This window comes from Enterobacter sp. A8, from assembly GCF_004296595.1.
Lineage (GTDB): Bacteria > Pseudomonadota > Gammaproteobacteria > Enterobacterales > Enterobacteriaceae > Enterobacter > Enterobacter cloacae.
Map to the genome: position 1 here is coordinate 122,459 of NZ_SCMF01000001.1, position 25,733 is coordinate 148,191.

Annotated in this window: 24 protein-coding genes; 16 read left to right on the forward strand and 8 right to left on the reverse strand. The window is 54.6% G+C overall.

Features of this window, described 5'->3' with window-relative positions; translation table 11 throughout:
* Window positions 1-31 precede the first annotated feature (31 nt).
* The 5 genes from EQV24_RS00635 (at window position 32) to fliB (ending at window position 6,044) form a co-directional block, all read left to right on the forward strand.
* The gene (locus tag EQV24_RS00635; RefSeq protein ID WP_130626017.1) at window positions 32-2,569 is read left to right on the forward strand and encodes a fimbria/pilus outer membrane usher protein; all 2,538 of its coding nucleotides are present in this window, start codon (window positions 32-34) and stop codon (window positions 2,567-2,569) included.
* A 1-nt stretch (window position 2,570) separates the two neighbouring features.
* Window positions 2,571-3,518 carry a fimbrial protein gene (locus EQV24_RS00640; protein WP_130626018.1) on the forward strand — a complete coding sequence of 316 codons (948 nt, stop codon included), beginning with the start codon at window positions 2,571-2,573 and terminating at the stop codon, window positions 3,516-3,518.
* A 35-nt stretch (window positions 3,519-3,553) separates the two neighbouring features.
* Window positions 3,554-4,042, forward strand: coding sequence for a fimbrial protein (locus EQV24_RS00645; protein ID WP_072200398.1), 489 nt, complete (start codon window positions 3,554-3,556; stop codon window positions 4,040-4,042).
* A gap of 51 nt (window positions 4,043-4,093) precedes the next feature.
* Window positions 4,094-4,738 carry a LuxR C-terminal-related transcriptional regulator gene (locus tag EQV24_RS00650; protein ID WP_013096964.1) on the forward strand — a complete coding sequence of 215 codons (645 nt, stop codon included), beginning with the start codon at window positions 4,094-4,096 and terminating at the stop codon, window positions 4,736-4,738.
* 88 nt (window positions 4,739-4,826) lie between these two features.
* Complete coding sequence (gene fliB / locus EQV24_RS00655; protein ID WP_130626019.1) at window positions 4,827-6,044, forward strand: flagellin lysine-N-methylase; 1,218 nt, start codon at window positions 4,827-4,829, stop codon at window positions 6,042-6,044.
* A 47-nt stretch (window positions 6,045-6,091) separates the two neighbouring features.
* Here the strand turns inward: fliB and fdhF are convergent, their stop codons facing one another.
* From fdhF to ycgZ, 4 genes are all read right to left on the reverse strand, one after another.
* A complete protein-coding gene (gene fdhF, locus EQV24_RS00660; protein ID WP_130626020.1) occupies window positions 6,092-8,242 on the reverse strand; it encodes a formate dehydrogenase subunit alpha in 2,151 nt (716 codons plus the stop codon).
* A 176-nt stretch (window positions 8,243-8,418) separates the two neighbouring features.
* A complete protein-coding gene (locus tag EQV24_RS00665; RefSeq protein ID WP_013096961.1) occupies window positions 8,419-8,697 on the reverse strand; it encodes a biofilm development regulator YmgB/AriR family protein in 279 nt (92 codons plus the stop codon).
* Between the two features lie 29 nt (window positions 8,698-8,726).
* A complete protein-coding gene (locus EQV24_RS23750; RefSeq protein ID WP_029883869.1) occupies window positions 8,727-9,047 on the reverse strand; it encodes a hypothetical protein in 321 nt (106 codons plus the stop codon).
* A gap of 4 nt (window positions 9,048-9,051) precedes the next feature.
* The gene (gene ycgZ / locus EQV24_RS00675; RefSeq protein WP_013096960.1) at window positions 9,052-9,291 is read right to left on the reverse strand and encodes a regulatory protein YcgZ; all 240 of its coding nucleotides are present in this window, start codon (window positions 9,289-9,291) and stop codon (window positions 9,052-9,054) included.
* Between the two features lie 341 nt (window positions 9,292-9,632).
* Between ycgZ and EQV24_RS00680 the strand changes: the two genes are divergently transcribed.
* From EQV24_RS00680 to EQV24_RS00720, 9 genes are all read left to right on the forward strand, one after another.
* Window positions 9,633-10,853 carry a diguanylate phosphodiesterase gene (locus EQV24_RS00680; RefSeq protein ID WP_013096959.1) on the forward strand — a complete coding sequence of 407 codons (1,221 nt, stop codon included), beginning with the start codon at window positions 9,633-9,635 and terminating at the stop codon, window positions 10,851-10,853.
* Between the two features lie 190 nt (window positions 10,854-11,043).
* On the forward strand, window positions 11,044-11,772 hold the full coding sequence (locus EQV24_RS00685; protein WP_013096958.1) for a MerR family transcriptional regulator: 729 nt from the start codon (window positions 11,044-11,046) through the stop codon (window positions 11,770-11,772).
* 312 nt (window positions 11,773-12,084) lie between these two features.
* Complete coding sequence (sufA, locus tag EQV24_RS00690) at window positions 12,085-12,453, forward strand: Fe-S cluster assembly scaffold SufA (RefSeq protein WP_008500631.1); 369 nt, start codon at window positions 12,085-12,087, stop codon at window positions 12,451-12,453.
* An 8-nt stretch (window positions 12,454-12,461) separates the two neighbouring features.
* Entirely contained in the window at window positions 12,462-13,952 is a 1,491-nt protein-coding gene (gene sufB / locus EQV24_RS00695) for a Fe-S cluster assembly protein SufB (protein WP_013096956.1), read from the forward strand.
* A gap of 9 nt (window positions 13,953-13,961) precedes the next feature.
* On the forward strand, window positions 13,962-14,708 hold the full coding sequence (sufC, locus tag EQV24_RS00700; protein WP_013096955.1) for a Fe-S cluster assembly ATPase SufC: 747 nt from the start codon (window positions 13,962-13,964) through the stop codon (window positions 14,706-14,708).
* Window positions 14,683-15,954, forward strand: coding sequence for a Fe-S cluster assembly protein SufD (gene sufD, locus EQV24_RS00705; RefSeq protein WP_023620682.1), 1,272 nt, complete (start codon window positions 14,683-14,685; stop codon window positions 15,952-15,954). The genes sufC and sufD overlap by 26 nt, the downstream gene beginning before the upstream one ends.
* Window positions 15,951-17,171, forward strand: coding sequence for a cysteine desulfurase SufS (gene sufS / locus EQV24_RS00710; RefSeq protein WP_038419195.1), 1,221 nt, complete (start codon window positions 15,951-15,953; stop codon window positions 17,169-17,171). The genes sufD and sufS overlap by 4 nt, the downstream gene beginning before the upstream one ends.
* Before the next feature lie 14 nt (window positions 17,172-17,185).
* Window positions 17,186-17,602, forward strand: a complete 417-nt coding sequence (sufE, locus tag EQV24_RS00715) for a cysteine desulfuration protein SufE (protein WP_013096952.1) — start codon at window positions 17,186-17,188, stop codon at window positions 17,600-17,602.
* A gap of 97 nt (window positions 17,603-17,699) precedes the next feature.
* Complete coding sequence (locus tag EQV24_RS00720) at window positions 17,700-18,713, forward strand: L,D-transpeptidase family protein (RefSeq protein ID WP_023620680.1); 1,014 nt, start codon at window positions 17,700-17,702, stop codon at window positions 18,711-18,713.
* Window positions 18,714-18,774: 61 nt separating this feature from the next.
* Here EQV24_RS00720 and lpp read toward each other — a convergent pair whose 3' ends face one another.
* The 4 genes from lpp to EQV24_RS00740 all read right to left on the reverse strand — a co-directional run bounded on the left by lpp (window position 18,775) and on the right by EQV24_RS00740 (window position 23,639).
* On the reverse strand, window positions 18,775-19,011 hold the full coding sequence (lpp, locus tag EQV24_RS00725) for a murein lipoprotein Lpp (protein WP_001082307.1): 237 nt from the start codon (window positions 19,009-19,011) through the stop codon (window positions 18,775-18,777).
* Between the two features lie 311 nt (window positions 19,012-19,322).
* Window positions 19,323-20,735, reverse strand: a complete 1,413-nt coding sequence (gene pykF, locus EQV24_RS00730; protein WP_013096950.1) for a pyruvate kinase PykF — start codon at window positions 20,733-20,735, stop codon at window positions 19,323-19,325.
* Window positions 20,736-21,112: 377 nt separating this feature from the next.
* On the reverse strand, window positions 21,113-22,258 hold the full coding sequence (locus tag EQV24_RS00735) for a PLP-dependent aspartate aminotransferase family protein (RefSeq protein WP_029883873.1): 1,146 nt from the start codon (window positions 22,256-22,258) through the stop codon (window positions 21,113-21,115).
* A gap of 10 nt (window positions 22,259-22,268) precedes the next feature.
* Window positions 22,269-23,639 carry a pyridoxal-phosphate dependent enzyme gene (locus tag EQV24_RS00740; RefSeq protein WP_130626021.1) on the reverse strand — a complete coding sequence of 457 codons (1,371 nt, stop codon included), beginning with the start codon at window positions 23,637-23,639 and terminating at the stop codon, window positions 22,269-22,271.
* Window positions 23,640-24,037: 398 nt separating this feature from the next.
* On the opposite strand from EQV24_RS00740, the gene EQV24_RS00745 reads away from it, so the two are divergent.
* Both EQV24_RS00745 and EQV24_RS00750 read left to right on the forward strand, forming a co-directional pair.
* Complete coding sequence (locus EQV24_RS00745; RefSeq protein WP_020688322.1) at window positions 24,038-25,060, forward strand: ATP-binding cassette domain-containing protein; 1,023 nt, start codon at window positions 24,038-24,040, stop codon at window positions 25,058-25,060.
* Window positions 25,053-25,721 carry a methionine ABC transporter permease gene (locus EQV24_RS00750; protein ID WP_130626022.1) on the forward strand — a complete coding sequence of 223 codons (669 nt, stop codon included), beginning with the start codon at window positions 25,053-25,055 and terminating at the stop codon, window positions 25,719-25,721. The genes EQV24_RS00745 and EQV24_RS00750 overlap by 8 nt, the downstream gene beginning before the upstream one ends.
* Window positions 25,722-25,733: the final 12 nt, after the last annotated feature.

Here is a 25,733-nt window from a genome sequence, read left to right on the forward strand (position 1 = left end):
GGCAACGCCTGCATTAACCCGGTAATTCGCAATGACGGTAAATAACACAATGAAACCCGCACGCCTGGCGATGTTTATCGCCTTAGCGTTTGGCGGATCCTCAACCTCGCTCTACGCCAGTGTTGCCTTTAACACCGAATTAATTGAGCTGGATAATCCAGGCATGGATAAAGCCGATTTGTCGGCCTTTGAATCAGGCTCGCAGGCAGCGGGGATCTACCATGTCGATATTATTGTCGACGACGCGTTTCTGGAGACGGGGGATATTCAGTTTACCGCGAGCAAAGCCGACAACGGCGATGCGTCATTGCAGCCTTGTCTGAGTCTTGCGCAATTAAAACGCTGGGGGGTGAAAACGGCATTATTTCCTGCGCTCAGTGCAGGACACGGTGAATGCGTCAATCTTCAGGCGATTCCCCATGCAAGTGCCGATTTCCAGTTTGGTGCCCAGCGTCTGGTGTTGAGTATTCCGCAGGCCGCCATCGATCTGCCGGCAAGAGGCTATGTGCCGCCGGAGATGTGGGATGAGGGGATAACGGCAGCCATGCTCAATTACAGCCTCAGCGGCGCGAACAGCCGGGCGAAAGCGGGTGAGGGGGCCAGCAGCAACAGCCAGTATGCGAACCTGCGTCCGGGGATAAATATTGGCCCGTGGCGTCTACGCAACTACACCACCTGGTCACGGGATGGCGCGGGGAAAGATCGATGGGACACGGTCTACAGCTATCTGCAACGTGCCGTTATTCCCCTGAAAGCGCAGCTTACTCTTGGGGACAGTTCCGCCCCGGCGGATGTCTTTGACAGCGTGCCTTTTCGCGGGGTTCAGCTGGCCTCGGATGATGACATGTTACCGGATTCCCTGAAAGGCTATGCCCCAGTGGTCCGCGGGATCGCGCGCACCAATGCTCAGGTGGTGATTCGCCAGAATGGCTATCAGATCTACCAAAGCTACGTGGCACCGGGCGCGTTTGAAATTACCGATATGTATCCCACCGGTGGCGCGGGCGATTTAGACGTGACCATCAAAGAGGCCGATGGCAGCGAGCAGCATTTCACGCTGCCGTATGCCTCGGTACCGGTATTGCAGCGCGAAGGGCGACTGAAATATGCCCTCACCGGTGGACAGTATCGCGCCTACAACAGCAGCGTGGAGAAAACCCCGTTCGGGCAGATCGCCGCGATTTATGGGCTTCAGAAAGGCATCACGTTCTATGGCGGGGGGCAGGGTGCCAGCAAATATCAGTCGCTTGCGGTCGGAGCCGGTAAAAACATGGGGGACTTCGGCGCGCTTTCTGTCGATGTCACCCAGGCCTGGTCAACGCCGGCCAATACTGCAAAAACGCAGGGGCAGTCCTGGCGAGCGCGTTACAGCAAGAACGTCATTAATACCGGCACCAACTTTTCGATTGCGGGGTACCGTTATTCAACGCGCGGCTATTACGGACTCCAGGACGTGCTGGACTCCTGGGGGAACAGCGGCGCACTTCAGGACAGACGGCGTAACCGCCTGGAGCTCACCATGAGCCAGACGCTGGGCGGTGACCGGGGCGCGCTGACGCTCAGCGCCGCGCGGGAAGATTACTGGAACGCTGACAGACCCATGGCGTCGTGGAGTGTCGGCTACAACAATGACTGGCACAACATCAGCTATGGCGTGAGCTGGACATACAGCAAAAATGGCAGCCCGTCGTCCGGCAGTGGAAGTACAAAGACCTACGCTAACGACCAGCTTCTGGCGCTGACCGTTAGCGTACCGCTGGATAAATTTCTGCCGCAGACGTGGGCTAACTATGGCCTGAACGCCAGCAAGAACAGTGGCACGACGCACAGTATCGGCATGAACGGGGTGGCCCTCGACAATAGCGCCCTGAGCTGGAATATCCAGCAGGGTTACGGTACGGATGGCGTGGGCTATACCGGTACGCTCAACGGCGACTATAAAGGCACGTACGGGGAAGTTACGGCGGGCTATGGGTACGACAAACATAGCGAGCGCCTTAGCTATGGTTTGCAGGGGGGGATCCTCGCGCATGCTGATGGCGTGACGCTGTCTCAGCCGCTGGGGGAAACCAACGCGTTAATCAAAGCCCCGGGCGCGCACGGCGTGAATATTCGTAATCAGTTCGGCGTGCGAACGGATTTCCGGGGCTATACGGTGGTGAATAACCTCTCCGTATACCGCAAAAACGATCTCACTCTCGATCCGGAAAATATGCCTGACGATGTGGAACTGGAGATCAACACCCGCACGGTCACGCCTACGCGCGGCGCGGTGGTAAAAGCCGATTATTTGTCCAAAGTCGGACGCCGGGTGCTGATGACGTTGACGACGCCTGAGCAGTTCGTGCCGTTTGGCGCGGTTGTTACCCTGGCGGATGATGACAAGAGCAGCTTTATCGTGGGCGATCGCGGCCAGGTCTATTTAACCGGCCTGCGCGACCAGGGCACGGTCCTGGCAACATGGGGACATCAACCTCACCAGCAGTGTCGGGCAGATTTTAGCCTGCCGAAGGGAGCGCAATACGGCGGCATCACGGACATCAGCGTCTCGTGTCGCCAGGAGCATTAAGATGAAATGGATCAACATGTTATTACTGCTGTGCTGTCTTTGCGCATGGCATATCGCCCGGGCCGGGACCTCCACCACCATTACCCCTCAGCTTTCTACGCTGTCGGTGGGCACAATCAATGTTCAGCGCGATGCGCCTGTCGGCACGGTGATTTTTTCCGGCGCGGCGAGCAGTACCGGCACCTACCTTAGCGGGTGTACTAATCCGCTTATGCTGGGTTTTAGCATGCGATACAACAATGCCGCGCTGAGCAGCTACGGCAATCATGTTTACAACACCAACGTTAGCGGGATTGGCATTCGGCTTTCATCAAATGCCTATTTTGAGAACCCGAGCAATACGTTCTCGTATAGTGCGCAGACCTCGTATGTGGTCTGGTACGGGGGCTGGGTCGAGTTGGTGGTGACTGGCCCGGTATCGTCCGGCGCCTTAACGCCAGGCCCCATAGGGGCGGTGACGCTGCAGGGCAGCGACGGTATTTACCGTGACGGGTTAACCGTGCAGCTGACCGGCGGCACAATCAACGCGCTGGCCTGCACCATCACCACGCCGCAGCTGACGTTCCCGATTGGTGATATTTCGGCCGCAGCATTTGGCTCAGTGGTGGGCACCACGCCAGCAGTTGCGCAGAATACGCAAAACCTCGGGTTGAACTGCAGCGTTGGCACCAATATTTCGGTTTCCCTGAGCGGAATACAGAACCCGGACAGTGCGAATACCAGCGTAATGGCATTAACAGGGCAGGGAAACAGCGGCACCGCAAAAGGCGTTGGCGTGCAGCTTCTCTATAACGGCTCGCCGCTGACGTTAAACAGCCGTCTTTTATTAAAACAGTCTGCAGGCGGGCAGGAGACGCTTCCGTTAACGGCACGCTATTTCCAGACATTAACATCCGTTGAGTCCGGCTCGGCAAACGCCTCCGCCACCCTTAATTTGACCTACCAGTAACAGGTGAAATGATGAAATTACCCTTCAGGAGAGGGATGTTCCTCCTTGCATTCAGCTGGAACGTCATTGCAGCTGATAGCGTTAATCTGGGCGTGACGGGAAATATCATCGCCTCGCCCTGCGTATTTAATGGCGGGAGCGCAAACCTGGATATTAATCTTGGAAATATACAGGCGACTAATATGGCGACGCCGGGATCGACATCCGATCCGGTGCCGTTTAATTTGCAATTTACCCAGTGCCCGGCGGGGACCCGAAGCGTCACGGTCTCGTTCACCGGCACCCCCGATCCGGCGGCCGGTGCGGACTACTACATGAACAGCGGCTCGGCGACAAACGTGGCGATAGCCATGCGTGAGGCCGCAACGGGAACGCTGAAGGGGACCGGGTCCAGCATAACGCAAAATATTGCGCCGGACAGAACGGCGACCATGGCCATGCAGGCTTCGGTAAAATCTGTAACCGGTGGCGCGACGCCGGGCAGTGTCAGCGCCGTTGTTGTGATGACCATGCAATACAATTAACAATCCCGCGCGTTAATAACGCTTATTGACTGACCCACATCGGTATTTGCTATGTTGAATATTCTGATTCAAGAGACAGACCAATTTTTTCACCATGGGCTGCAGTGTTTCTTTGTGGAATTCTTTTTGCGTAATTTTAAACAGCAGATTCATTTCGAGGCGGAGCTTAGCCGTGATAACGTCAGTGCCGCCGATATTATCGTTCTCTCGTTTTGTATGGGGGAGGCGCTGGTCTGTTTTCCCGAATTACAGGCGCGCCAGAAAGGGATTGTGATCGGATTGGTGGAAGATGAATATCATTTTTCTGCCTTACCCTCCTGCTTTAACGATATTATTTTTATTTCGCGTCGTGCTTCGCTTGATCGGATAAGCCAGGTGCTGTTCATCGCCTGGTACCGCGCAGAGCTGGCGGGGAACAGCTGGAAGCAAAAAAGCTGCGCAGAGTGTCAGCATAAAATATTATCACCCCAGCAAAAACGCATTATGGCCAATTTTTACCGGGGATTATCGGTAGTGCAGATCGCGCATGCGCTGAAGATCAGCGATAAAACCGTTTTTACACAAAAGTATGTAATGATGCAGAAATTTAATCTGCGAACCGATTTTGAACTGATTGCCCTTATTCGCCGAATGGTGCAGAGGAACAGTTATCCTAACCGGCTCGGTGACTATCTCGCATTCTCTTTGATACTGTAAATTACCTGAATTTGTGCGCCGTTATGCGCCTTTAGCATAGCGCGCGCGTCATGGTACTTTTTATGCTTTATATAATGACGCCTTCGCTATGCAAATTCATAAAACCATCAAGCCGATTTTTGTCTGTAAGTTTAAGTGTGTTGGGCCAGAATGCTTAATGTCATGTTGTCGTGGCTGGACAATCGCTATCGACAAGAAAACCCATCAGAAATACGTTCTCTCCTCGCACACAGAGATTGCCGCCATTGCCAAAAAGAACCTTATCCTTCAGCGAAAGGGTAAGAATAGCTACTCAAGAGTGAAGTTAAACGAAAAAGGGGACTGTCCTTTTATCGATGAAAACAAGCTCTGCATGGTCCACCGCGATCTGGGGGAAGAGGCGCTCTCGCGTACCTGCAGCACTTACCCCCGGAGTTCAACTCGCTACCAGGATGAGACACGGCATACGATGACGCTCTCCTGCCCGGAAGTGGTGCGGCGGGTGCTGTTTGACCCGGATGCGATGCTGCTTCAGGAGCAGGATGAGCTCGTGGCGGGCTATAAAACCAATTTGATTGGGCAGCGCCAGTCTGTCTCGCAGACACAGCAGGTGATCCATCTTTTCGCCTGGAATTTAATCCAGTCGCCATCCCGTAATATAGAAGAAAATTTGATGGCGCTGGCGCAGTTTATTCTTTGTCTCCAGCACGTTAACTTTGATCTGCATAATAAATTTGCTGAAGTGGAAAATTTCTACGAAGCGCTTCTCAATGAGTTGCAAAGCGGAAAATCGCTGATGGATTCCGGACATCTGGCGAAGTCAAACGCAATGAAATATCTGGCGTTGTCCGTCATGGGAACGCATGTTGCAAAAGATTCAGCCCGGGACGGTTTTATTCTTGAAGGGCATCAGCAAATTGCCGCATACCTGGATGTTGCCGGTATTAGCGACGCGGCGGAACTGGAGACAAAATTCGACGCGATTAATCAGCAGTGGCACAAATTATGTGAGGATTCCTGTTTGTCAGAACCTTACGTGTTACGCAATTACCTGCTGTACAAACTCTACAGCAGCTATTTCCCCGGCAAAAACATGGCGACGATGATGCGTCAGTTTTATCGTATCGTGCTGGACTTTTTCTATATCAAATTCATCCTCAGCGTGAGATCGATGCAGGGCGAAATCGACCAACAGGTGGTAATGAAAACCATCGCCAGCCTCTCCGAAAAGACCATGCACAATAACACCATTGATGCCCGCATGGACGCTGCGATTGATAAAATCAATGGCGGCGATGATTTATCCTGCCTGCTGTTGATTGGATAAACGCCCGTAACGTAGGCCGGGTAAGCGCAGCGCCACCCGGCATTTTCTCAGACATTCACCGCACTGATCAGCCGAGACTTCATGGACTGGTACGCAGATGCTGCAAAGTCCTCAGCCCAGCGTTGATCCTCAATGGCGTCCAGCTGAACCGCACAATACTTCGTTTCCGGCGTTTTGGAGATCGGATCAAGATTATCCTGCGTCAGTTCGTTGCAGGCACCAATCCACCACTGATAGGTCATATATACAGCCCCGGGGTTGATGCGTTCGCTGAGGCTGGCGCGGGTAATCACTTTACCGCGGCGCGAACGCACCCAGACCAGTTGCCCGTCAGTGATACCGCGTTGTTCCGCATCCGCCGGGTTCAGTTGTACCCGACCCGGTTCGTCGGCCAGGCTTTGCAGCGCGGCGCAGTTCCCGGTCATGGAACGACAGGAGTAATGCCCCACTTCGCGCACCGTGCAGAGTACCAGAGGATAGTCTTCGTCAGGTGTTTCAGCGGGCGCTCGCCAGGGCGCGGCAAACAGTTGCCCTTTGCCGGTTGGCGTGTCGAAGTGATTATCTTTGTACAGGTACGGTGTGCCGGGGTGATCGAGCGTTGGGCACGGCCACTGAACATGGCCCATTTCGCCCATTTTTTCGTATGTTACGCCGTAGAACAGCGGACACAGCGCGCGCATCTCATCCCAGATCTGCTGGTTTGAGGTGTAGTGCATCGGATAGCCCATTTCTGTCGCCAGCAGGCTGATGATCTCCCAGTCGCGTTTTACGTTGCCGCTGGCCTCAATGGCCTTGCCGAAACGCTGGAAGCCACGATCGGCACAGGTAAAGACGCCCCCGTGTTCGCCCCAGGAGGTGGCGGGTAACAGAACATCCGCCACTTCCGCCGTTTTGGTCATGAAGATGTCCTGTACCACCACAAAGTCGAGCGCCTCAAAGCCGCTGCGCACCAGGCCCAGGTCGGCCTCGGTCTGCAGCGGATCTTTCCCCATGATGTAATAGGCTTTGACTTTACCTTCCAGGGCGAGATGCGGCACCTCGGTAATGCGCGTGCCGACGCGATCGTCCATTACCGTAACGTCAATTCCCCAGGCATCGGCGAACTTCTGCCTGACAGCCGGGTCCGTCACGTCCTGATAGCCGGGGAACATATTGGGCAAAACGCCCATGTCACACGCTCCCTGCACGTTATTTTGTCCGCGAACGGGACCGACGCCGACGGCAGGGCGACCAAGGTTACCGGTTAACAGCGCCAGACTCGAAAGGCCTTTTACCACATCTACGGCCTGACCAAACTGTGTGACGCCCATTCCCCACATCACGGTCGCGGAGGGGGCCGCTGCGAAAGTGCGCATCGCCTGGCGGACATTGTGGGCGGGTATGCCGGTCAGATGTTCGACCTTCTCTGGCGCGTACTCTTTCACCGTCTGCCGGTAGGCCTCAAGCCCCTCCGTGAAGCGTGCGACGTAGTTTTTGTCGTACAACTCCTCTTCCAGCAGCACATAGCCAAAGGCGTTAACCAGTGCCATATTGCTGCCGTTTTTCAGTTGCAGATGTTGGTCGGCAATGCGGGCTGTTTCAATCCGACGCGGATCGCAGACGATAATTTTCGCACCGTTCTCACGGGCTTTCAGCACGCGGCGGGCGACAATAGGATGGGAATCGGCGCAGTTGTATCCGAAAACCAGCAGGCATTTTGAGTGTTCAATGTCGTTAATGGAATTACTCATCGCGCCGTTGCCCAGCGTTTCCTGCAAACCCGCCACGGAAGGCCCGTGGCAGACGCGTGCGCAGCAGTCCACGTTGTTGGTATGGAGTACCGCACGGGCGAATTTCTGCATCACATAGTTGGTTTCATTGCCCGTCCCCCGGGAAGAGCCGGTGGTCATGATGGACCGCGGGCCGAACTGCGCTTTAATGTTTTTAAGCTTGTTGGCGGTATAACGAATGGCCTCGTCCCAGGTGACCGGGGTAAAGGGGTCGCCTTTGTGGTAGCGGATCATCGGTTGCGTCAGGCGAGGGGTGAGCAAGCGGGTATCGTTAAGGAAGTCCCAGCCGTAAAAGCCTTTCAGGCACAAGGTGCCCTGATTGGTTACGCCGTCTGCGGCTTCGGCACGGATAATACGGTTATTTTCAACAACGAGGTTTAATTTACAGCCTGCACCACAGTAAGGGCAGACGCTGGCGATTTTTTTCATCAATAACAGACCTGTTAAGAAATGAAGCAAGATGACCGGAGAGCCCGATCCCGTAAAGAGGAGTAAGCAGGAAGTGTGCCATCTTTACGATGCGTGTTTCACAGGGTGTTATGAGGGGGGGAGGGGTGTCATCGTCAGGCTGGTCGACAGTTATGACGATGACACGTTAGCTAATTTTAAAGGTCGTCCATTGTGTAACCCACAACAATTTCCAGCGTTTTACGAATGACGTCGGCCTGAACCACGTCATCCGTCGCTTCCAGCGTCTGGATCAGCCAGAGAATGATCGCTTTGTTGGTAAGGTGACCTTCCGTGGCCAGGACACAACGTACTGCAGTAGAAAAAATCGCGGATTCTTCAGCAAAGCGATCGCCAGCGTGGCGGAAATACTCCGACAAAGCGCTGTCCAGAAAAGCCGAATGGTATTCGGGTTGTGGCTGAATATTCTGTCTCATTTGTTCTCACCGTAGCTGTTAAATTGCAGTCAATGTATTTTCCTGGGATTGGACGGTTTTCCATCACCAAATAACGGCACTACATTGTCTCTGTTATCCTTGAGAGATCCCTCTCTGATTGGTCGTCCTTGCGCGGTTCTGCGACGTATAAAGGCGCTGTTTTTTGAGCCGATGTCGGCTATCACCCTCGCCAGTGTCTCCCGCCGCCGGGGATCCTTTTCATGTATTTGCATTTTACGCAGACGCTGTACCAGAGAATCGGTTGTCAGTGGCCCCCGTTCTTTCAGGAGGGAAAGCACGGCTTCACCGATAAGCTGGTCTGTGAGTCTTTCAGCGTCACTGCGATTCATAACGTTACCGTTCGAAGAGCAAACCAAGCAGCATGTGGTAATGCTGTTCCTCTTCCGGCCCTTCGGCCTTTTCGAGGCGACTTAAGAGTTTGGTGCAGAGCGACTTGCGGTTGAGGTTTCGCCCGTCGCTAAGAATTTCAACCACGACTTCACCCAGCGTTTCCTGTTGCGTTGGAAGCGCGGCTTTTTCGAAGTACTGCGCAATAGCGGCGGCAGAATCTGCGACGTAACCGTTCTGTTGCATGTTTCGCTCCTGTAAAATTTAGTAATCACTAACGTTACATTTAAGGTATACACAAATCCCAAATCTGTACATTAAAAATGTACAGATTTTTAAATTTTTTATGATGTATTTTATAATCTTTTTACATTTCAGTGGGTTGTTGATGGGGTTTGTAACGGTATCGTAACAGAATATATTGTACAACTTGAAGCGTCGTGGTTAAATTGTACAACATCGAAAATTCGGGTCATAAACGTCCTAAATCATTGAGACGTAAATTATTTGCCTGACAATTAATATGCTATAACAGAACTCTATCCACGCGTTTTCGTGGCCAAACCCCTAACCCCTCCAGGAAAAGCATGCTGACAACCATCATATACCGCAGCCATATCTGCGATGACGTTCCGGTGAAAGCGCTGGAAACCATGGTCGCTGCTGCAGATAGTAAAAACCGACAATCCGACGTCACGGGGATCCTGTTGTTTAACGGCACGCACTTTTTTCAGTTGCTCGAAGGGCCAGTCGAAAACGTGACCGCCATTTATGAGCAGATCTGCCGCGATCCGCGTCACCACAATGTGGTGGAACTGATGCGCGATCACGGACCTTCCCGGCGTTTTGGCAATGTTGGGATGGAACTCTTTGATTTGCGCCACTTCGACCGGGAAGATGTTCTTCAGCAGGTGCTTAATAAGGGCACGACCCGCTATCAGCTGACCTATAACGATCGTCCGCTGCAATTCTTCCGCACGTTCGTTGAGGCAACCGAGAAGGCCAACTATTTTGAATTGCCGCCCGCCGATGCCTGGGATTTTATCCCCGAGGAGACGCCGTTATCCGCGCAACCGCCGGTGGTAGCAAAAGGGGCAGACTGCAGCTTTGCGTTTCAGCCGATTGTGGATCCCTTTATGCAGGAGGTGGTCTCCTGGGAGGCACTGCTGCGCACGCCATCCGGCGACTCGCCACGGGCCTATTTTGCGGCGCTTCCGCGTGAAGAGGTCTACGCAGCAGATTTGCACAGCAAACAGGTTGCGCTCTCCATGGCCAGTGCGCTGGGGCTACAGAATCAGACGCTGTCGATTAACCTGTTGCCCATGACGCTGGTCAATGTCCCGCATGCCGTCGATTTCCTGCTCACCGCTATCGACGCGAACGGCTTTGTGCCGGAGCAAATTGTGGTGGAATTCACCGAAAGTGAAGCCATCTCGCGCTTCGATGAGTTTACCCATTCGGTCCGACAGTTAAAAAGTGCCGGTATCAGCGTGACGATCGATCACTTCGGGGCCGGTTTTGCCGGGCTGCAGTTGCTGGCCCAGTTCCAGCCGGACAGAATTAAGATTAATCGCGATCTGGTGCTGGATGTGCATAAAAGCGGTCCGCGTCAGGCCATCATTCAGGCGATTATCAAGTGCTGTTCCTCGCTGGAAATTCAATTCTGCGCCGTCGGCGTGGAGAAGGCTGAGGAGTGGATGTGGCTGGAATCTGCGGGAATTTCCCAGTTCCAGGGGCATCTGTTTGCCAGCCCCCGACATGGCGGCATTCCGGCAATTTCGTGGCCCGAGAAAAAGTCTGGATTGTGATAAAGCTGTACAACCTTTGGCAGAGTTAACTGTACGTAAGGCGGAATTTAGACAACAATAGAGTTAACGGCGTGGATGGTGTCCTCACCATTCACCTGTTTCAAACTGAGGTCTTAGTTATACAAATAGCTTGTACAATCTGATAAGGTTGCTGTGGTTGGGTATGGAAGTATTGAGCGTGAGGGAGTTAATGGCCTATTACAGTATCGGCGAAGTCGCCGAACGATGCGGTATCAACCCCGTTACGCTGCGTGCCTGGCAGCGCCGTTATGGTTTGTTGAAGCCGCAGCGCAGTGAAGGGGGTCATCGTCAGTTCGACGACGAGGATATCCTGCGTATTGAAGAGATCAAACGTCTGATGAAATCAGGCGTTTCGGTGGGGAAAGTAAAAGCCTTGCTGGAGAACAAGGAAGTGATGACCCAGGGTAACTGGGCCGCTTTCCAGGAAGAGATGATGACCGTTTTGCGCTATGCCAGCCCGGCAAAACTGCGCGCAAAAATTGGCGAGTTTCGCCGCGATCACGCCATGGATGCGCTGATCGACAACATTATTACCCCCGTAAGGCAGCGCATGAATCAGGATCAAAATACGGTGCGCCACATGGCGAGCCTGTTTGATGGTGTGCTGATCGAATTCGCCGTGGCAAGCCTGGCAGAATCGCGTAAAAAAGCCGGTAAAGATGCGTTGCTCATCGGTTGGGAGTGCGACGACCGCACTCATCTGTGGCTTGAAGCCGCGCGCTTAGCCAATAAGGGCTGGCATATCGACGTGCTTGCAGAGCCGATTGATTCACCGCGTCCCGAACTCTTCCCCGGGCAGAAACTCTTTGTCTGGACGGGAAAATCGCCCACGCCCCGTCAGCAGGAACAGCTCGATCACTGGCGTGAACAGGGTTTTTCCGTCGCCTTTCATCATTAATCATCAGAGGCCTTGAGGGCCTTTTTTTCTTTCTGTCCTGTCCTGCGCAAAAGCTATCTCAAAAATAGGCATTTCCGATGCATATTTTGCTTTTCCTTTTAATCAGACGAGCGACGCAGCGAAATGCATTATTAATCAATGCATTGAACAATTAAATCCATCCCGCCAGCATCCTCTCACAGGGTCTATGCTTAATAAAACCAGGCAAAAAGGGCGATTAAGCCTAATGCCCCTGCTGTCAGAGGGTTGAAGTGAGAATCGTTATCACTAACATGGTGTTATGCCTGATGGCTTATCAGATGAGGTGGACCTATGGAACTGCATTCAGAAACCTTTAACCCTGCCGATTTCGCCTGGCGCGGTTTAACGCTCACGCCAGCGGCGGCGGCACATATTCATGAGCTGGTGGCGAAAAAGCCAGAGATCCTCGGTGTGCGTTTAGGGGTCAAGCAGACCGGCTGCGCGGGGTTTGGTTATGTGCTCGACACCGTCACCGAACCCGAAAAAGATGATCTGGTGTTTGAAACGGATGGCGCAAAACTGTATGTCGCGCTTCAGGCGATGCCGTTTATCGACGGCACCGAAGTGGACTACGTGCGTGAAGGTTTAAACCAGTTATTCAAATTTCATAACCCGAAAGCCCAGAACGAATGTGGCTGCGGCGAAAGCTTTGGGGTATAGGCGGTACTATGTCTCGTAATACTGAAGCAACGAGTGAAGTAAATACCTGGAGCGGCGGACACCTCAACTATAAAGAGGGGTTCTTCACCCAGCTGCAAACTGATGAACTGGCAAAGGGCATCAATGAAGATGTCGTGCGCGCAATTTCAGCCAAACGTAACGAGCCGGAGTGGATGCTCGAATTCCGCCTGAGCGCTTACCGGGCCTGGCTGGAGATGGAAGAGCCGCACTGGCTGAAAGCCCACTACGATAAGTTGAATTATCAGGATTACAGCTACTACTCTGCACCTTCCTGCGGCAGCTGTGACGACACCTGCGCCTCGCAGCCCGGCGCGGTACAGCAAACCGGGGCGGATAATAGCTTCCTGAGTAAAGAGGTGGAAGAGGCGTTTAACCAGCTTGGCGTGCCGGTTCGCGAAGGGAAAGAGGTGGCGGTGGACGCCATTTTTGACTCTGTCTCGGTGGCAACCACCTACCGTGAGAAGCTGGCGGAACAGGGGATCATTTTCTGCTCTTTCGGCGAAGCGATCCACGATCACCCGGAACTGGTGAAAAAGTACATTGGCACCGTGGTACCGTCTAACGACAACTTCTTCGCGGCGCTCAACGCAGCGGTCGCCTCAGACGGCACCTTCATCTACGTGCCGAAAGGGGTACGTTGTCCAATGGAGCTGTCGACCTATTTCCGCATCAACGCGGAAAAGACCGGCCAGTTCGAGCGCACCATTCTGGTGGCGGACGAAGGCAGCTACGTCAGCTACATCGAAGGGTGTTCCGCGCCGGTGCGCGACAGCTATCAGCTCCACGCCGCGGTGGTTGAAGTCATCATCCATAAAGACGCCGAAGTGAAATACTCCACGGTGCAGAACTGGTTCCCGGGCGACGGTAATACCGGCGGTATCCTCAACTTCGTCACCAAGCGTGCGCTGTGCGAAGGCGAAAACAGCAAGATGTCCTGGACCCAGTCTGAAACCGGCTCGGCCATTACCTGGAAGTATCCGAGCTGTATTTTGCGCGGGGATAACTCCATCGGCGAGTTTTATTCCGTTGCGCTGACCAGCGGCCATCAGCAGGCGGATACCGGCACCAAGATGATCCACATTGGTAAAAACACCAAATCGACCATCATCTCAAAAGGTATCTCCGCCGGACACAGCCAGAACAGCTATCGCGGGCTGGTGAAAATCATGCCAACAGCTACCAACGCGCGAAACTTTACCCAGTGTGACTCCATGCTGATTGGCGCAGACTGCGGCGCGCATACCTTCCCGTACGTGGAGTGTCGCAACAACAGCGCCCAGCTTGAGCATGAGGCGACAACGTCGCGTATCGGGGAAGATCAGCTCTTCTACTGCCTGCAGCGCGGGATCAGTGAAGAAGATGCCATCTCGATGATTGTCAACGGCTTCTGTAAGGACGTGTTCTCTGAACTGCCGCTGGAATTTGCCGTTGAAGCCCAGAAACTCCTCGCCATTAGTCTTGAACACAGCGTCGGTTAAGGAAAGCACATGTTAAGTATTAAAGATTTACAGGTTAGCGTGGAAGACAAAGCCATCCTGCGTGGCCTCAATTTTGACGTCAAGCCGGGTGAAGTCCACGCCATTATGGGGCCGAATGGCTCCGGGAAAAGTACGCTTTCAGCGACGCTGGCGGGACGCGAAGATTACGAAGTGACCAACGGCTCGGTTGAGTTTAACGGCAAAGATTTGCTGGAGATGTCGCCGGAAGAGCGCGCGGGGGAGGGCATTTTTATGGCTTTCCAGTATCCGGTCGAAATTCCGGGCGTCAGTAATCAGTTCTTCCTGCAAACGGCGCTCAACGCGGTACGCAAATACCGTGGCCTGGAGGCGCTGGATCGTTTTGATTTTCAGGACCTGATGGAAGAGAAGATCAAGCTGCTGAAAATGCCGGAAGATCTGCTGACCCGCTCGGTGAACGTCGGCTTCTCCGGCGGCGAGAAGAAGCGCAACGACATTCTGCAGATGGCGGTGCTTGAACCTGAACTGTGCATTCTGGATGAGACCGATTCCGGTCTGGATATCGATGCCCTCAAGATTGTCGCCGACGGGGTGAATTCTCTGCGCGACGGCAAACGGTCATTCATTATCGTTACCCACTATCAGCGTATTCTTGACTACATCAAACCGGATTACGTCCACGTGCTTTACCAGGGGCGCATTGTGAAATCCGGTGATTTCACGCTGGTCAAACAACTGGAGGAGCAGGGTTATGGCTGGCTTACCGAACAGCAGTAATGCGCTCCAGCAGTGGCACCGCCTGTTTGAAGCGCAGGGCGGAAGGCGTTCTGAGCAGGCACAACAGCACCTGCAACAGATGCTGCGCCTCGGTTTACCCACGCGTAAACATGAGAACTGGAAGTACACGCCGCTTGAGGGCCTGCTGAACGCTGAATTTGTCTCGCAACGGGCGGATATCACACCGACGCAGCGCGATGCACTGGCGCTGAATGTGGATGCCCTGCGCCTGGTGTTTGTCGACGGCCAGTTCCGTCCTGATCTGAGCGACAGCACCGACGAGAGCGGTTATACGATCACTATTAATGATGAGCGCCAGGGCCTGACGGCACCCGTGCAGCCGGAGGTCTTTCTGCACCTTACCGAGAGCCTGGCGCAGAGTGTGACGCAGATTCACGTGAAGCGAAACCAGCGCCCGGCGAAACCGCTGCTGCTGATGCACATCACCCAGGGCCTGGACGGCGATGAAATCAATACTGCGCACTATCGCCACCATCTGGAGCTGGCGGAGGGGGCGGAAGCCACGATTATTGAACATTACGTCAGCCTCAACGATACCCGCCACTTTACCGGGGCGCGCCTGACGATGAATGTCGCCGCCAACGCTCAGCTGCACCATATCAAGCTGGCATTCGAGAACCCGCAGAGTCACCACTTTGCGCATAACGATATCCTGCTTGGACAAGATGCAGCGGCATACAGCCACAGCTTCCTGCTGGGGGGCGCGGTACTGCGTCACAATACCAGCACGCAGCTTAACGGCGAGAACACCACCCTGCGCATCAACAGCCTGGCGATGCCGGTCAAATCGGAAGTGTGTGATACGCGGACCTGGCTTGAGCACAACAAAGGCTACTGCAACAGCCGCCAGCTGCACAAAACCATTGTCAGCGACAAAGGCCGCGCGGTGTTTAACGGTCTGATCAATGTGGCGCAACACGCCATTAAGACCGACGGGCAGATGACCAACAACAACCTGCTGCTGGGGCGCCTGGCAGAAGTGGACACCAAGCCGCAGCTGGAGATCTATGCCGACGACGTCAAATGCAGCCACGGCGCCACGGTCGGGCGCATTGACGATGAACAGATGTTCTATCTGCGTTCGCGCGGTATTGACCAGCAGGCGGCGCAGAAAATGATTATCTACGCCTTTGCCGCAGAGCTGACGGAGGCGCTGGATGATGGCCTGTTAAAACAGCAGGTGCTGGCCCGTATTGGTCAGCGTCTGCCTGGAGGCGAAGCATGAGTTTTCCCGTAGAGAAAGTACGGGCCGATTTCCCGGTTCTGACCCGTGAAGTGAATGGACTGCCGCTGGCCTATCTCGACAGCGCTGCCAGCGCGCAAAAACCGAATCAGGTGGTGGATGCAGAAGCCGAATTCTACCGCCACGGTTACGCCGCCGTGCATCGCGGTATTCATACGCTGAGCGCAGAGGCGACCCAGCGTATGGAGAACGTCCGCACCCAGGTGGCCGCTTTTCTGAATGCGCGATCGCCGGAAGAGCTGGTGTTTGTGCGCGGCACGACGGAAGGGATCAACCTTGTCGCCAACAGCTGGGGCAGTGCGCAGGTCCACGCGGGCGATAACATCATCATCACCGAGATGGAACACCACGCCAATATCGTGCCGTGGCAGATGCTCTGTGAGCGTGTGGGTGCTGCGCTACGGGTGATCCCGTTGAATCAGGACGGCACGCTTCAGCTTGAGCACCTTGATGCCCTGCTGGACGACCGCACGCGGCTGGTGGCGATAACCCAGGTTTCTAACGTGCTGGGCACCGAAAACCCGGTAGCAGAGATCGTCGAAAAAGCCCACCGGGCGGGCGCGAAGGTCCTGATTGACGGCGCTCAGGCGGTGATGCATCACGCGGTGGATGTTCAGGCGCTGGACTGCGATTTTTACGTCTTCTCCGGGCATAAGCTTTATGGCCCAACCGGGATCGGCGTGTTGTATGTGAAAGACGATATTTTGCAGGCCATGCCGCCGTGGGAAGGGGGCGGCTCGATGATCGCCACCGTCAGCCTGTCGGAAGGGACCACCTACGCGCGCGCGCCGTGGCGTTTTGAGGCTGGTACGCCCAATACCGGCGGGATTATCGGTCTTGGGGCTGCTCTCTCTTATGTCTCCTCCATTGGCCTTGAGGCCATCCAGGAGTATGAGCAGATGCTGATGCACTACGCGCTGCAGGAGCTTGCCAGCGTGCCCGAGTTGACCCTGTATGGCCCGGCCAACCGGCAGGGCGTGATTGCGTTCAATCTGGGAAAACACCATGCCTATGACGTGGGCAGTTTCCTCGATAACTATGGCGTGGCCGTGCGTACGGGGCACCACTGTGCCATGCCGCTGATGGCATTTTATCAGGTCCCGGCAATGTGCCGCGCGTCGCTGGTGATGTACAACACAACGGAAGAGGTCGACAGGCTGGTGGCGGGGCTAAAACGCATTCACCAGTTGCTGGGCTAACGGAGAAGCGAACAATGGCAGAGTTGCCGGACAAAGATAAATTACTGCGTAACTTCGGACGTTGCGCAAACTGGGAAGAAAAGTATCTCTATATTATTGAGCTGGGGCAGCGTTTGCCGCCGCTCAGTGAAGCGGCGCATAACCCGGATAATATTATTCAGGGCTGCCAGAGCCAGGTGTGGATCGTGATGGAGCAAAAGGGCGACGGTACGATTGAATTGCACGGCGACAGCGATGCCGCGATTGTGAAAGGGCTTATCGCCGTGGTCTTTATTCTCTACCACCAGATGTCCGCGCAGGATATTGTCGCCTTTGATGTGCGCCCGTGGTTTGAAAAAATGGCCCTGACCCAACACCTCACCCCGTCCCGCTCCCAGGGGCTGGAAGCGATGATTCGCGCCATCCGCGCCAAAGCTGCAATCATTAGCTAGACTTACAGGACAGCATTCATTCTGTTTCGCGAGGTGGTTCCCGCCTCGCTGGTTTTTCAGCTTTCTGGCGTTCTGTCAGTGAATAAGGAATCTCAGCATGAAGCGCGCGTCTCTAATAACACTCTTACTCCTTGGTTCGCTCGGCGCTCTTAATTCGGCCAGTGCGATGGATTATCCGTTACCGCCCGCAGGCAGCCGTCTGATTGGGCAAAATCAAACCTACACAATACAGGAAGGGGATACCAAACTTCAGACCATCGCACGTCGGTTTAATACTGCGGCACAGCTCATCCTTGAAACCAATAATACCATTGCGCCGGTAAACCCTGCGCCGGGAACGGTGATTACCATTCCATCCCAGATGCTGCTTCCAGATACGCCACGCGAAGGTATTGTGGTGAACCTGGCCGAGTTACGGCTTTACTACTATCCACCGGGGGGAAATATTGTTCAGGTTTTCCCGCTGGGGATTGGACAGCTGGGGCTGGAGACGCCGGTCACGACGACCCGCGTGAGTCAGAAGATCCCTAATCCAACCTGGACCCCGACGCCGGGCATCAGAGCGCGCTCTCTGGAGCAGGGCATTAAATTGCCGCCGGTCGTACCCGCCGGGCCAAATAACCCGCTGGGACGCTTTGCACTGCGTTTAGGCGTGGGCAATGGGGAATATCTCATCCACGGTACCAGTGCGCCGGACAGCGTTGGTCTGCGGGTGAGTTCAGGCTGTATGCGCATGAATGCCCCGGACATTAAAGCCCTGTTCGAACAGGTGCGGGTCGGCACACGGGTGCAGATTATTAATGAGCCGGTGAAGTTCTCCGTCGAGCCGGATGGCAAACGCTATATTGAAGTGCATCGTCCGCTGGCGCAGGTGGAGGGAGAAAACCCGCAGATTACACCTATTACCCATTCCGCTGACTTTGCCTCGTTTGTTTCTCAGGCGGGAAGTGATAAAGCGCTTATTGATAAAGCCTTGTCGCGCCGGGCGGGGATCCCGGTCGCCGTATCGGCGGCTAACGGCCCGTCGGCCAGCAATAACGTGCAGTCCGTACAGAACAGCCGTGTCTCTGCTGCGGTAACGGAAGAGGATGGCGAGAAGGTGACGCAGTAGGGGGTTTGACGCAGGCAAAAAAAATGGCGCACAATGTGCGCCATTTTATTAACAGGTACTATTACTTACGGTATTTAGTAGCCTGGTTGTCCAGACGCTGGTTAGCGCGAGCTGCGTCGTCTTTAGCAGCCTGAACGTCGGAACGCATTGCGTTCACGTCGTTGCTCAGCTGGTCAACTTTAGCGTTCAGAGTCTGAACGTCAGAAGACAGCTGATCGATTTTAGCGTTGCTGGAGCAACCTGCCAGCAGAGTAGAACCCAGGATTACCGCGCCCAGTACCAGTTTAGTACGATTCATTATTAATACCCTCTAGATTGAGTTAATCTCCATGTAGCGTTACAAGTATTACACAAACTTTTTTGGGTTGAGAATATTTTTTTGATGGGAATACGCCTATTTTTGATCGTTCGCTCAAAGAAGCAACGAATTCGGCATTTTTGTCGAAAAAGCTATGTTAAAAAAGGCATTTTTCATCGGATTCGTCTTACATAAATCGCGATTAAATAGAAAAACCCGATTTGCTTTTTGAATAGAGTTGGCTAATACCACGAATAAAAAAAGCGCCCCGAAGGACGCTTTTTATCAAAAACTAATTCGTTTGAACATTATTACAGCACGTGAACAGAGGCGGTATTGGTTGTACCACTCGGTACCAGTGCACCCGATACCATTACCACCACGTCGCCTTTCTGTGCCAGGCCGCTTTCCAGCGCCAGTTCTTTACCCTGAATGTAGAAATCGTCAGTAGAGGCGATCTCTTTCACCAGATGCGCAACAACACCTTTGCTCAGCACCAGCTGACGCGCAGTGGTTTCATTGGTGGTCAGCGCCAGGATGGTAGCATCCGGGAAGTATTTACGTACGGCACGCGCAGATTTACCGCCCTGCGTTGCAACCACGATCAGTGGCGCTTCCAGCTTCTCAGCCGTTTCTACCGCACCGCGGCAGACCGCTTCAGTGATGCGCAGTTTGCGGCTGTCGTTGTTGAAGTCCAGACGGCTGGTCATTACGCGGTCAGTACGTTCGCAGATGGTGGCCATAATGGACACCGCTTCCAGCGGATATTTACCTTTTGCGGATTCGCCAGACAGCATGACGGCATCAGTACCGTCGAGGATGGCGTTCGCCACGTCGCCTGCTTCTGCGCGGGTTGGACGTGGGTTTTTGATCATGGAGTCCAGCATCTGGGTAGCAGTGATAACCACTTTACGTGCGCGGACACATTTCTCGATCATCATTTTCTGCGCGAAGATCACCTCTTCTACCGGGATTTCAACACCCAGGTCGCCACGCGCAACCATGATACCGTCAGACGCTTCGAGGATTTCGTCGAAGTTATTCAGGCCTTCCTGGTTTTCGATTTTGGAGATGATCTGGATCTTCTCGCCGCCGTGCGCTTTCAGGTGCTCACGGATTTCAACCACGTCGGAACGTTTACGGATGAAGGAGGCAGCAACGAAATCAACGCCTTGCTCGCAGCCGAAGATCAGGTCTTGCTTGTCTTTTTCAGCCAGTGCTGGCAGCGCGATGGAAACGCCTGGCAGGTTAACGCCTTTGTTTTCGCCCAGGTCGCCGTTGTTCAGCACTTTACAGATGACTTTGTTGCCTTCGATGGCGGTGACTTCCATTCCGATCAGACCATCGTCTACCAGCACGGTGTTACCCACAGACAGATCGCTGGTGAAGCCTTCATAGGTTACCGCAACGATTTCGCTGTTACCGACCACAGACTTGTCAGTGGTGAAGGTGAAGGTCTGGCCCGCTTTCAGGGAGACGTCGTTACCGCCTTCCAGTTTGATGGTGCGGATTTCAGGACCTTTGGTATCCAGCAGGATGGCGGCTTTTTTACCGGTCTTGCTCATGACGTTGCGCAAGTTCTGGATACGCTGACCATGTTCAGCGTAGTCACCGTGAGAGAAGTTCAGACGCATAACGTTCATGCCGGCGTCCAGCATTTTGGTCAGCATCTCTTCAGATTCGGTTTTCGGGCCGATGGTACAAACAATTTTCGTCTTTTTCATGACAGTCTTAGTCTTTAAGTTGGGAAGGATATGGAAATCTCGCTCCGGGGGCGCACCGCCGCGGAGTCAAACCTGTGTTGCAAAAGAGTATATGACACGCACTAAGGATAGGAGACATCAAATGAGCGTGCAGAAGAAAGTGTGCCTGAGTGACAGCCCAACGAAGGAGAGGAGAAGTTGTACGTTGTTTTTTGTATTCCAAGCGCTGAAACCATTCACCAGGGATTTGGCGCGCATTATACGCTGATTTTAAGATAAAAGGAAAATGGAAACGGTGTTTCAGAAATAATCTGTGCAGTTTCACATAATATTGTTATCAATGCGTTAAGGCATAATGACATCTTATGGCGACAGGCGAGGGGCCTGCCGCCGTTTGCTTATTTTTCCAGCGCCTGACTCAGATCGGCAATCAGATCGTCTGCCTCTTCGATCCCCACGGACAGGCGGATCAACTGCGGCACAATGCCGTTAGCCAGACGCTGCTCGCGCGGAATAGAGGCGTGAGTCATGCTGTAGGGCTGACTCACCAGGCTTTCCACACCGCCGAGACTTTCTGCGAGGGTGAACAGCTTCAGCTTGCGGATCACCTCCGTCGCACGTTGCGCATCGCCTTTCACCACGACGGAAATCATCCCGCCCGGCAGCGCCATTTGCCTGCGGGCGAGCTGATAGTGCGGGTGCGAATCCAGCCCCGGATAGAAGACCTTTTCAACCTGCGGCTGCTGCGCAAGCCATTGCGCAATCGCCAGCGCGTTGCTGCTGTGCTTTTCCATCCGCAGAGCCAGGGTACGCATTCCGCGCAGCGTCAGAAAACTGCTGAAGGGATCGAGCACGCCGCCGATGGCGTTTTGCAGATACCCCAACCGTTCCGCCAGCGCCGGGTTATCGCCCACCACAGCCAGCCCGGCTACCACGTCGGAATGGCCGTTCAGGTATTTAGTGGCGGAGTGCACTACGATATCAAAACCCAGCTCCAGCGGACGGTGAATGACCGGGGAGGCGAAGGTGTTATCCGCCACGCTTATCACGTTATGGCGGCGGGCAATGGCCCCGATGGCTGCCAGGTCGGCCAGTTTCAGCAGCGGGTTAGTCGGCGTCTCCACCCAGATCATGCGCGTTTGGGGACCAATGGCGGCTTCCAGCGCAGCCAGATCGTCGGGCTTTACCCAGCTGACCCGCAGCCCGGTGCTGCGCTTACGCACGTTTTCAATCAGACGGTAGGTGCCGCCATACACGTCATCAATGGCGACGATATGGCTGTCTTTATCCAGCAGCTCCAGTACGGTGGAAATGGCGGCCAGACCGGAAGCAAAAGCATAGCCGCGCGTGCCGCCTTCCAGTTCGGCGATGGCGGTTTCCAGCGCATGGCGGGTAGGATTGCCGCTTCGGGAATATTCGTAGCCGGTATGCTCCCCCGGCGACGGTTGCGCAAACGTCGAGGTGGCGTAAATGGGCGGCATGACCGCGCCGTGTTGATCGTTAACCTGGCCGCTGTGTACGCTGAGCGTGGCGAGATTTTTCATTCTTGTTTCCTTATTGCTGTAGACGGTTGCGCCAGGCGGTGAGGAGGTCGCTGCGGGTGATCAGACCCAGAAAACGGTCATTGTCATTAATCACCGCCACCAGACCGCGGTCGAAGATGGCGTGCAGGGCACTTTCCGGCGCGTGCTTATCGAGAATCTCCACCTGTTGCGTCATGGCCGCCGTGACGGGGAGGGCAAAGCGAGCCCCGTCGCCGCCAATGTGGCGCAGCAGATCCCACTCATCAATAATGCCCACCACCTTGCCGTTCTCCAGCACCGGCAACTGCGAGATGTCATACAGGCGCATGCGTGCCAGTACGGTGGAAAGCGTGTCGTCCGGGGCGGCGGTGACGGTGGCGCCCTCGTCGTGGCGCAGTGCAATGTAGTCAGAGAGATCGCCTGCCTGCGGGCGGGACATCAGCCCCTGCTGGCGCATCCAGTCATCGTTGAACATCTTTGAGAGGTATTTGTTGCCGCTGTCGCAGGCGAAGGTCACCACGCGTTTCGGCGTGGTCTGTGCCTGGCAATACTTCAGCGCGGCTGCCAGCAGAGTTCCGCTGGAGGAGCCAGCCAGAATGCCTTCCGTTTTCAGCAGCTCGCGCGCGGTGGCGAACGCGTCGCGGTCGGTGATGCGCCAGGCGCGATTCACCCGGTCAATGTGGGCCAGTGGCGGAATAAAGTCTTCGCCAATTCCCTCAACCAGCCAGGAGCCCGCGTCGCGGTAGCGTCCGGTTTCCACCTGGTCGGCCAGAACCGATCCTGCCGGGTCTGCGAGGACAAACTCCGTGTGCGGCGAGTGTTCGGCGAACCACGCCTGCAGGCCACCCAGCGTGCCGCCTGACCCCACGCCCACCACGATGGCGTCGATCCTGCCGTTAAGCTGTTCAAACAGCTCCGGCGCGGTGGTGGTACGGTGCGCCAGCGGATTGGCTTCGTTGTTGAACTGGTCGATGTAAAACGCGCCGGGCAGTTCACTCGCCAGACGCCGGGCGTAATCCTGGTAATAGGCGGGATGGCCCTTATTGACGTCCGAACGCGTCAGTACCACCTGGGCACCCAGCGCGCGAAGGTGGAAGATTTTCTCGCGGCTCATTTTGTCCGGTACCACCAGGATCAGCGAATAGCCTTTCTGGGCGGCGATCAGGGCCAGACCCAGGCCGGTATTTCCCGCCGTGGCCTCAATAATCGTGCCGCCCGGCTGCAGCTGGCCGGTGCGCTCCGCTTCATTAATCATCGACAGCGCCACGCGGTCCTTTATAGAGCCCCCCGGGTTCTGGTTCTCCAGTTTCAGAAACAGCGAGCAGAGGCCGGTGTCCAGTTTATGCAGCTGGATAACCGGTGTTTGGCCAATCAGTTCAGTGACGGAGTGGTAAATCGTCATGGGTTTTTCCTTTCAGGAGGTCATGACGGGATGATAGGGCGGTGAAAATTTCGCAAGAAAGAACGAATCTCTGCTTTTTAGAACAGAAAAGAATATAAATGGTGTTTTTGGATGTCAGGATAGCAAGACGTAAAGTGCTCCGGATGTGAGGATGGCTATATTAACAGAATATGTTGAAAAAATGCGCGTTTTTGGCGTGGGTCGCCTCTGACATATGCATCGTGCAGATAAACATTGCTGAAATTGGTCTAAACGGGTCCCGCCCGCGACAGGCAGTGTTTATTCCCGCTGGTTATAACACATGCTTTTTTGTTCATTTAAAAGCAAGTAACGGCTGATTACTATCGTTTGGACATCCATACTTCTAAACCGCCAGGGCGGACGGATAACGAATAAGAATGATTGTTCTCAGCAATATTTCGAAGGTCTTTGACAACGGCAAGGTGGCGCTCACGGCCGTTGATAACGTCAATCTGACGATTGAGCAGGGGCAGATATACGGCATTATTGGCTACAGCGGCGCGGGGAAAAGTACGCTTATCCGCCTGTTAAATGGCCTGGAAAAACCGAGCAGCGGCAGCGTGACCATTAACGGTCAGGACATTTCTGCCGCAAAGGGGGAAGCGCTGCGACAGGCGCGTCTGAAGATCAGCATGGTGTTCCAGCATTTCAACCTGCTGTGGTCGCGAACGGTAGCGGAAAACATTGCCTTTTCGATGCAGATCGCCGGGGTGCCAAAGGCCAGGATTCAGGCCCGCGTGGCCGAGCTGGTGGAACTGGTCGGGCTGAAAGGCCGTGAAAATGCGTATCCGTCGCAGCTGAGCGGCGGGCAAAAGCAGCGCGTGGGCATTGCGCGTGCGCTGGCGAACAACCCGGATGTATTGCTCTGTGACGAAGCCACCTCTGCGCTCGATCCACAGACCACCGATCAGATCCTCGATCTGCTGCTGGACATAAACCGTCGTTTCAGGCTGACCATCGTCCTCATCACCCACGAGATGCACGTGGTGCGCAAAATCTGTGACCGGGTGGCGGTGATGGAGAACGGTAAAGTGGTGGAAGAGGGCGACGTGCTGAGCGTTTTTACCCATCCGCAGCAGCCGATTACGCAGCAGTTTGTCCGCCAGGTGAGCCAGTACGCCGAGGAAGAGACCTTTAATACCGAGCTGGCAAACGATCTGGAAGGGACGGTCATCCGTCTGACCTTCACCGGGCACAGCACCCATAAACCGATTGTGGGTGAATTGACGCTGCGCTACGGCCTGCCGTTTAACATTCTGCACGGAAAAATGACCCAGACGGCGCACGGCGTGTTTGGCCAGCTGTGGGTACACGTGGTGGCATCCGATGAACAACTGAACAATATCCTCGCCGACCTGAAGCACAGCGATATTGAAGGCGAGGTGATTAAACATGGCTGAGAATCTCTTTCCGCATCTGAAGTGGGATCAGCTCTGGGCGGCAACGCTTGAGACGCTGTACATGACCGCGCTCTCCGGTGTGGCGACCTTTGTGCTGGGGATCGTACTGGGTCTGGCGCTGTTTTTAACCGCCCGCGGCGGATTGTTCCACAACCGCACGGTCTATAGCGTCATTTCAATTGTGGTGAACGTTTTCCGCTCTATCCCGTTCATCATTCTGATTGTTTTGCTGATCCCGTTCACCAAGACCGTTATTGGCACCATCCTGGGAGCTAACGCGGCACTGCCTGCCCTGATTGTGGGCGCCGCACCGTTCTACGCCCGTCTGGTGGAGCTCGCCCTGCGTGAAGTTGACAAAGGGGTCATAGAAGCAACGCGCTCAATGGGGGCACGACTGAGCACCTTAGTGTTTCGGGTTTTACTGCCGGAATCATCACCCGCACTGGTTTCAGGTATTACGGTGACGCTGATTGCGCTGGTGAGCTACAGCGCAATGGCCGGAGTGATTGGCGCCGGTGGGTTGGGAAATCTGGCTTATCTGGAAGGATTCCAGCGCAACCATGGTGACGTCACGCTGGTGGCAACGGTGACCATTTTGATCATCGTTTTCGTTATCCAGTTCTGCGGCGACATCATTACCTCACTGTTAGATAAACGCTAATAAATACACACA

Bases quoted from the DNA above. Each gene is read 5' to 3' on its own strand.
- EQV24_RS00635 (WP_130626017.1), top strand. From the start codon at position 32: ATGACGGTAAATAACACAATGAAACCCGCACGCCTGGCGATGTTTATC.
- EQV24_RS00640 (WP_130626018.1), top strand. From the start codon at position 2,571: ATGAAATGGATCAACATGTTATTACTGCTGTGCTGTCTTTGCGCATGG.
- EQV24_RS00645 (WP_072200398.1), top strand. From the start codon at position 3,554: ATGTTCCTCCTTGCATTCAGCTGGAACGTCATTGCAGCTGATAGCGTT.
- EQV24_RS00650 (WP_013096964.1), top strand. From the start codon at position 4,094: ATGTTGAATATTCTGATTCAAGAGACAGACCAATTTTTTCACCATGGG.
- fliB (WP_130626019.1), top strand. From the start codon at position 4,827: ATGCAAATTCATAAAACCATCAAGCCGATTTTTGTCTGTAAGTTTAAG.
- fdhF (WP_130626020.1), bottom strand. From the start codon at position 8,242: ATGAAAAAAATCGCCAGCGTCTGCCCTTACTGTGGTGCAGGCTGTAAA.
- EQV24_RS00665 (WP_013096961.1), bottom strand. From the start codon at position 8,697: ATGAGACAGAATATTCAGCCACAACCCGAATACCATTCGGCTTTTCTG.
- EQV24_RS23750 (WP_029883869.1), bottom strand. From the start codon at position 9,047: ATGAATCGCAGTGACGCTGAAAGACTCACAGACCAGCTTATCGGTGAA.
- ycgZ (WP_013096960.1), bottom strand. From the start codon at position 9,291: ATGCAACAGAACGGTTACGTCGCAGATTCTGCCGCCGCTATTGCGCAG.
- EQV24_RS00680 (WP_013096959.1), top strand. From the start codon at position 9,633: ATGCTGACAACCATCATATACCGCAGCCATATCTGCGATGACGTTCCG.
- EQV24_RS00685 (WP_013096958.1), top strand. From the start codon at position 11,044: ATGGCCTATTACAGTATCGGCGAAGTCGCCGAACGATGCGGTATCAAC.
- sufA (WP_008500631.1), top strand. From the start codon at position 12,085: ATGGAACTGCATTCAGAAACCTTTAACCCTGCCGATTTCGCCTGGCGC.
- sufB (WP_013096956.1), top strand. From the start codon at position 12,462: ATGTCTCGTAATACTGAAGCAACGAGTGAAGTAAATACCTGGAGCGGC.
- sufC (WP_013096955.1), top strand. From the start codon at position 13,962: ATGTTAAGTATTAAAGATTTACAGGTTAGCGTGGAAGACAAAGCCATC.
- sufD (WP_023620682.1), top strand. From the start codon at position 14,683: ATGGCTGGCTTACCGAACAGCAGTAATGCGCTCCAGCAGTGGCACCGC.
- sufS (WP_038419195.1), top strand. From the start codon at position 15,951: ATGAGTTTTCCCGTAGAGAAAGTACGGGCCGATTTCCCGGTTCTGACC.
- sufE (WP_013096952.1), top strand. From the start codon at position 17,186: ATGGCAGAGTTGCCGGACAAAGATAAATTACTGCGTAACTTCGGACGT.
- EQV24_RS00720 (WP_023620680.1), top strand. From the start codon at position 17,700: ATGAAGCGCGCGTCTCTAATAACACTCTTACTCCTTGGTTCGCTCGGC.
- lpp (WP_001082307.1), bottom strand. From the start codon at position 19,011: ATGAATCGTACTAAACTGGTACTGGGCGCGGTAATCCTGGGTTCTACT.
- pykF (WP_013096950.1), bottom strand. From the start codon at position 20,735: ATGAAAAAGACGAAAATTGTTTGTACCATCGGCCCGAAAACCGAATCT.
- EQV24_RS00735 (WP_029883873.1), bottom strand. From the start codon at position 22,258: ATGAAAAATCTCGCCACGCTCAGCGTACACAGCGGCCAGGTTAACGAT.
- EQV24_RS00740 (WP_130626021.1), bottom strand. From the start codon at position 23,639: ATGACGATTTACCACTCCGTCACTGAACTGATTGGCCAAACACCGGTT.
- EQV24_RS00745 (WP_020688322.1), top strand. From the start codon at position 24,038: ATGATTGTTCTCAGCAATATTTCGAAGGTCTTTGACAACGGCAAGGTG.
- EQV24_RS00750 (WP_130626022.1), top strand. From the start codon at position 25,053: ATGGCTGAGAATCTCTTTCCGCATCTGAAGTGGGATCAGCTCTGGGCG.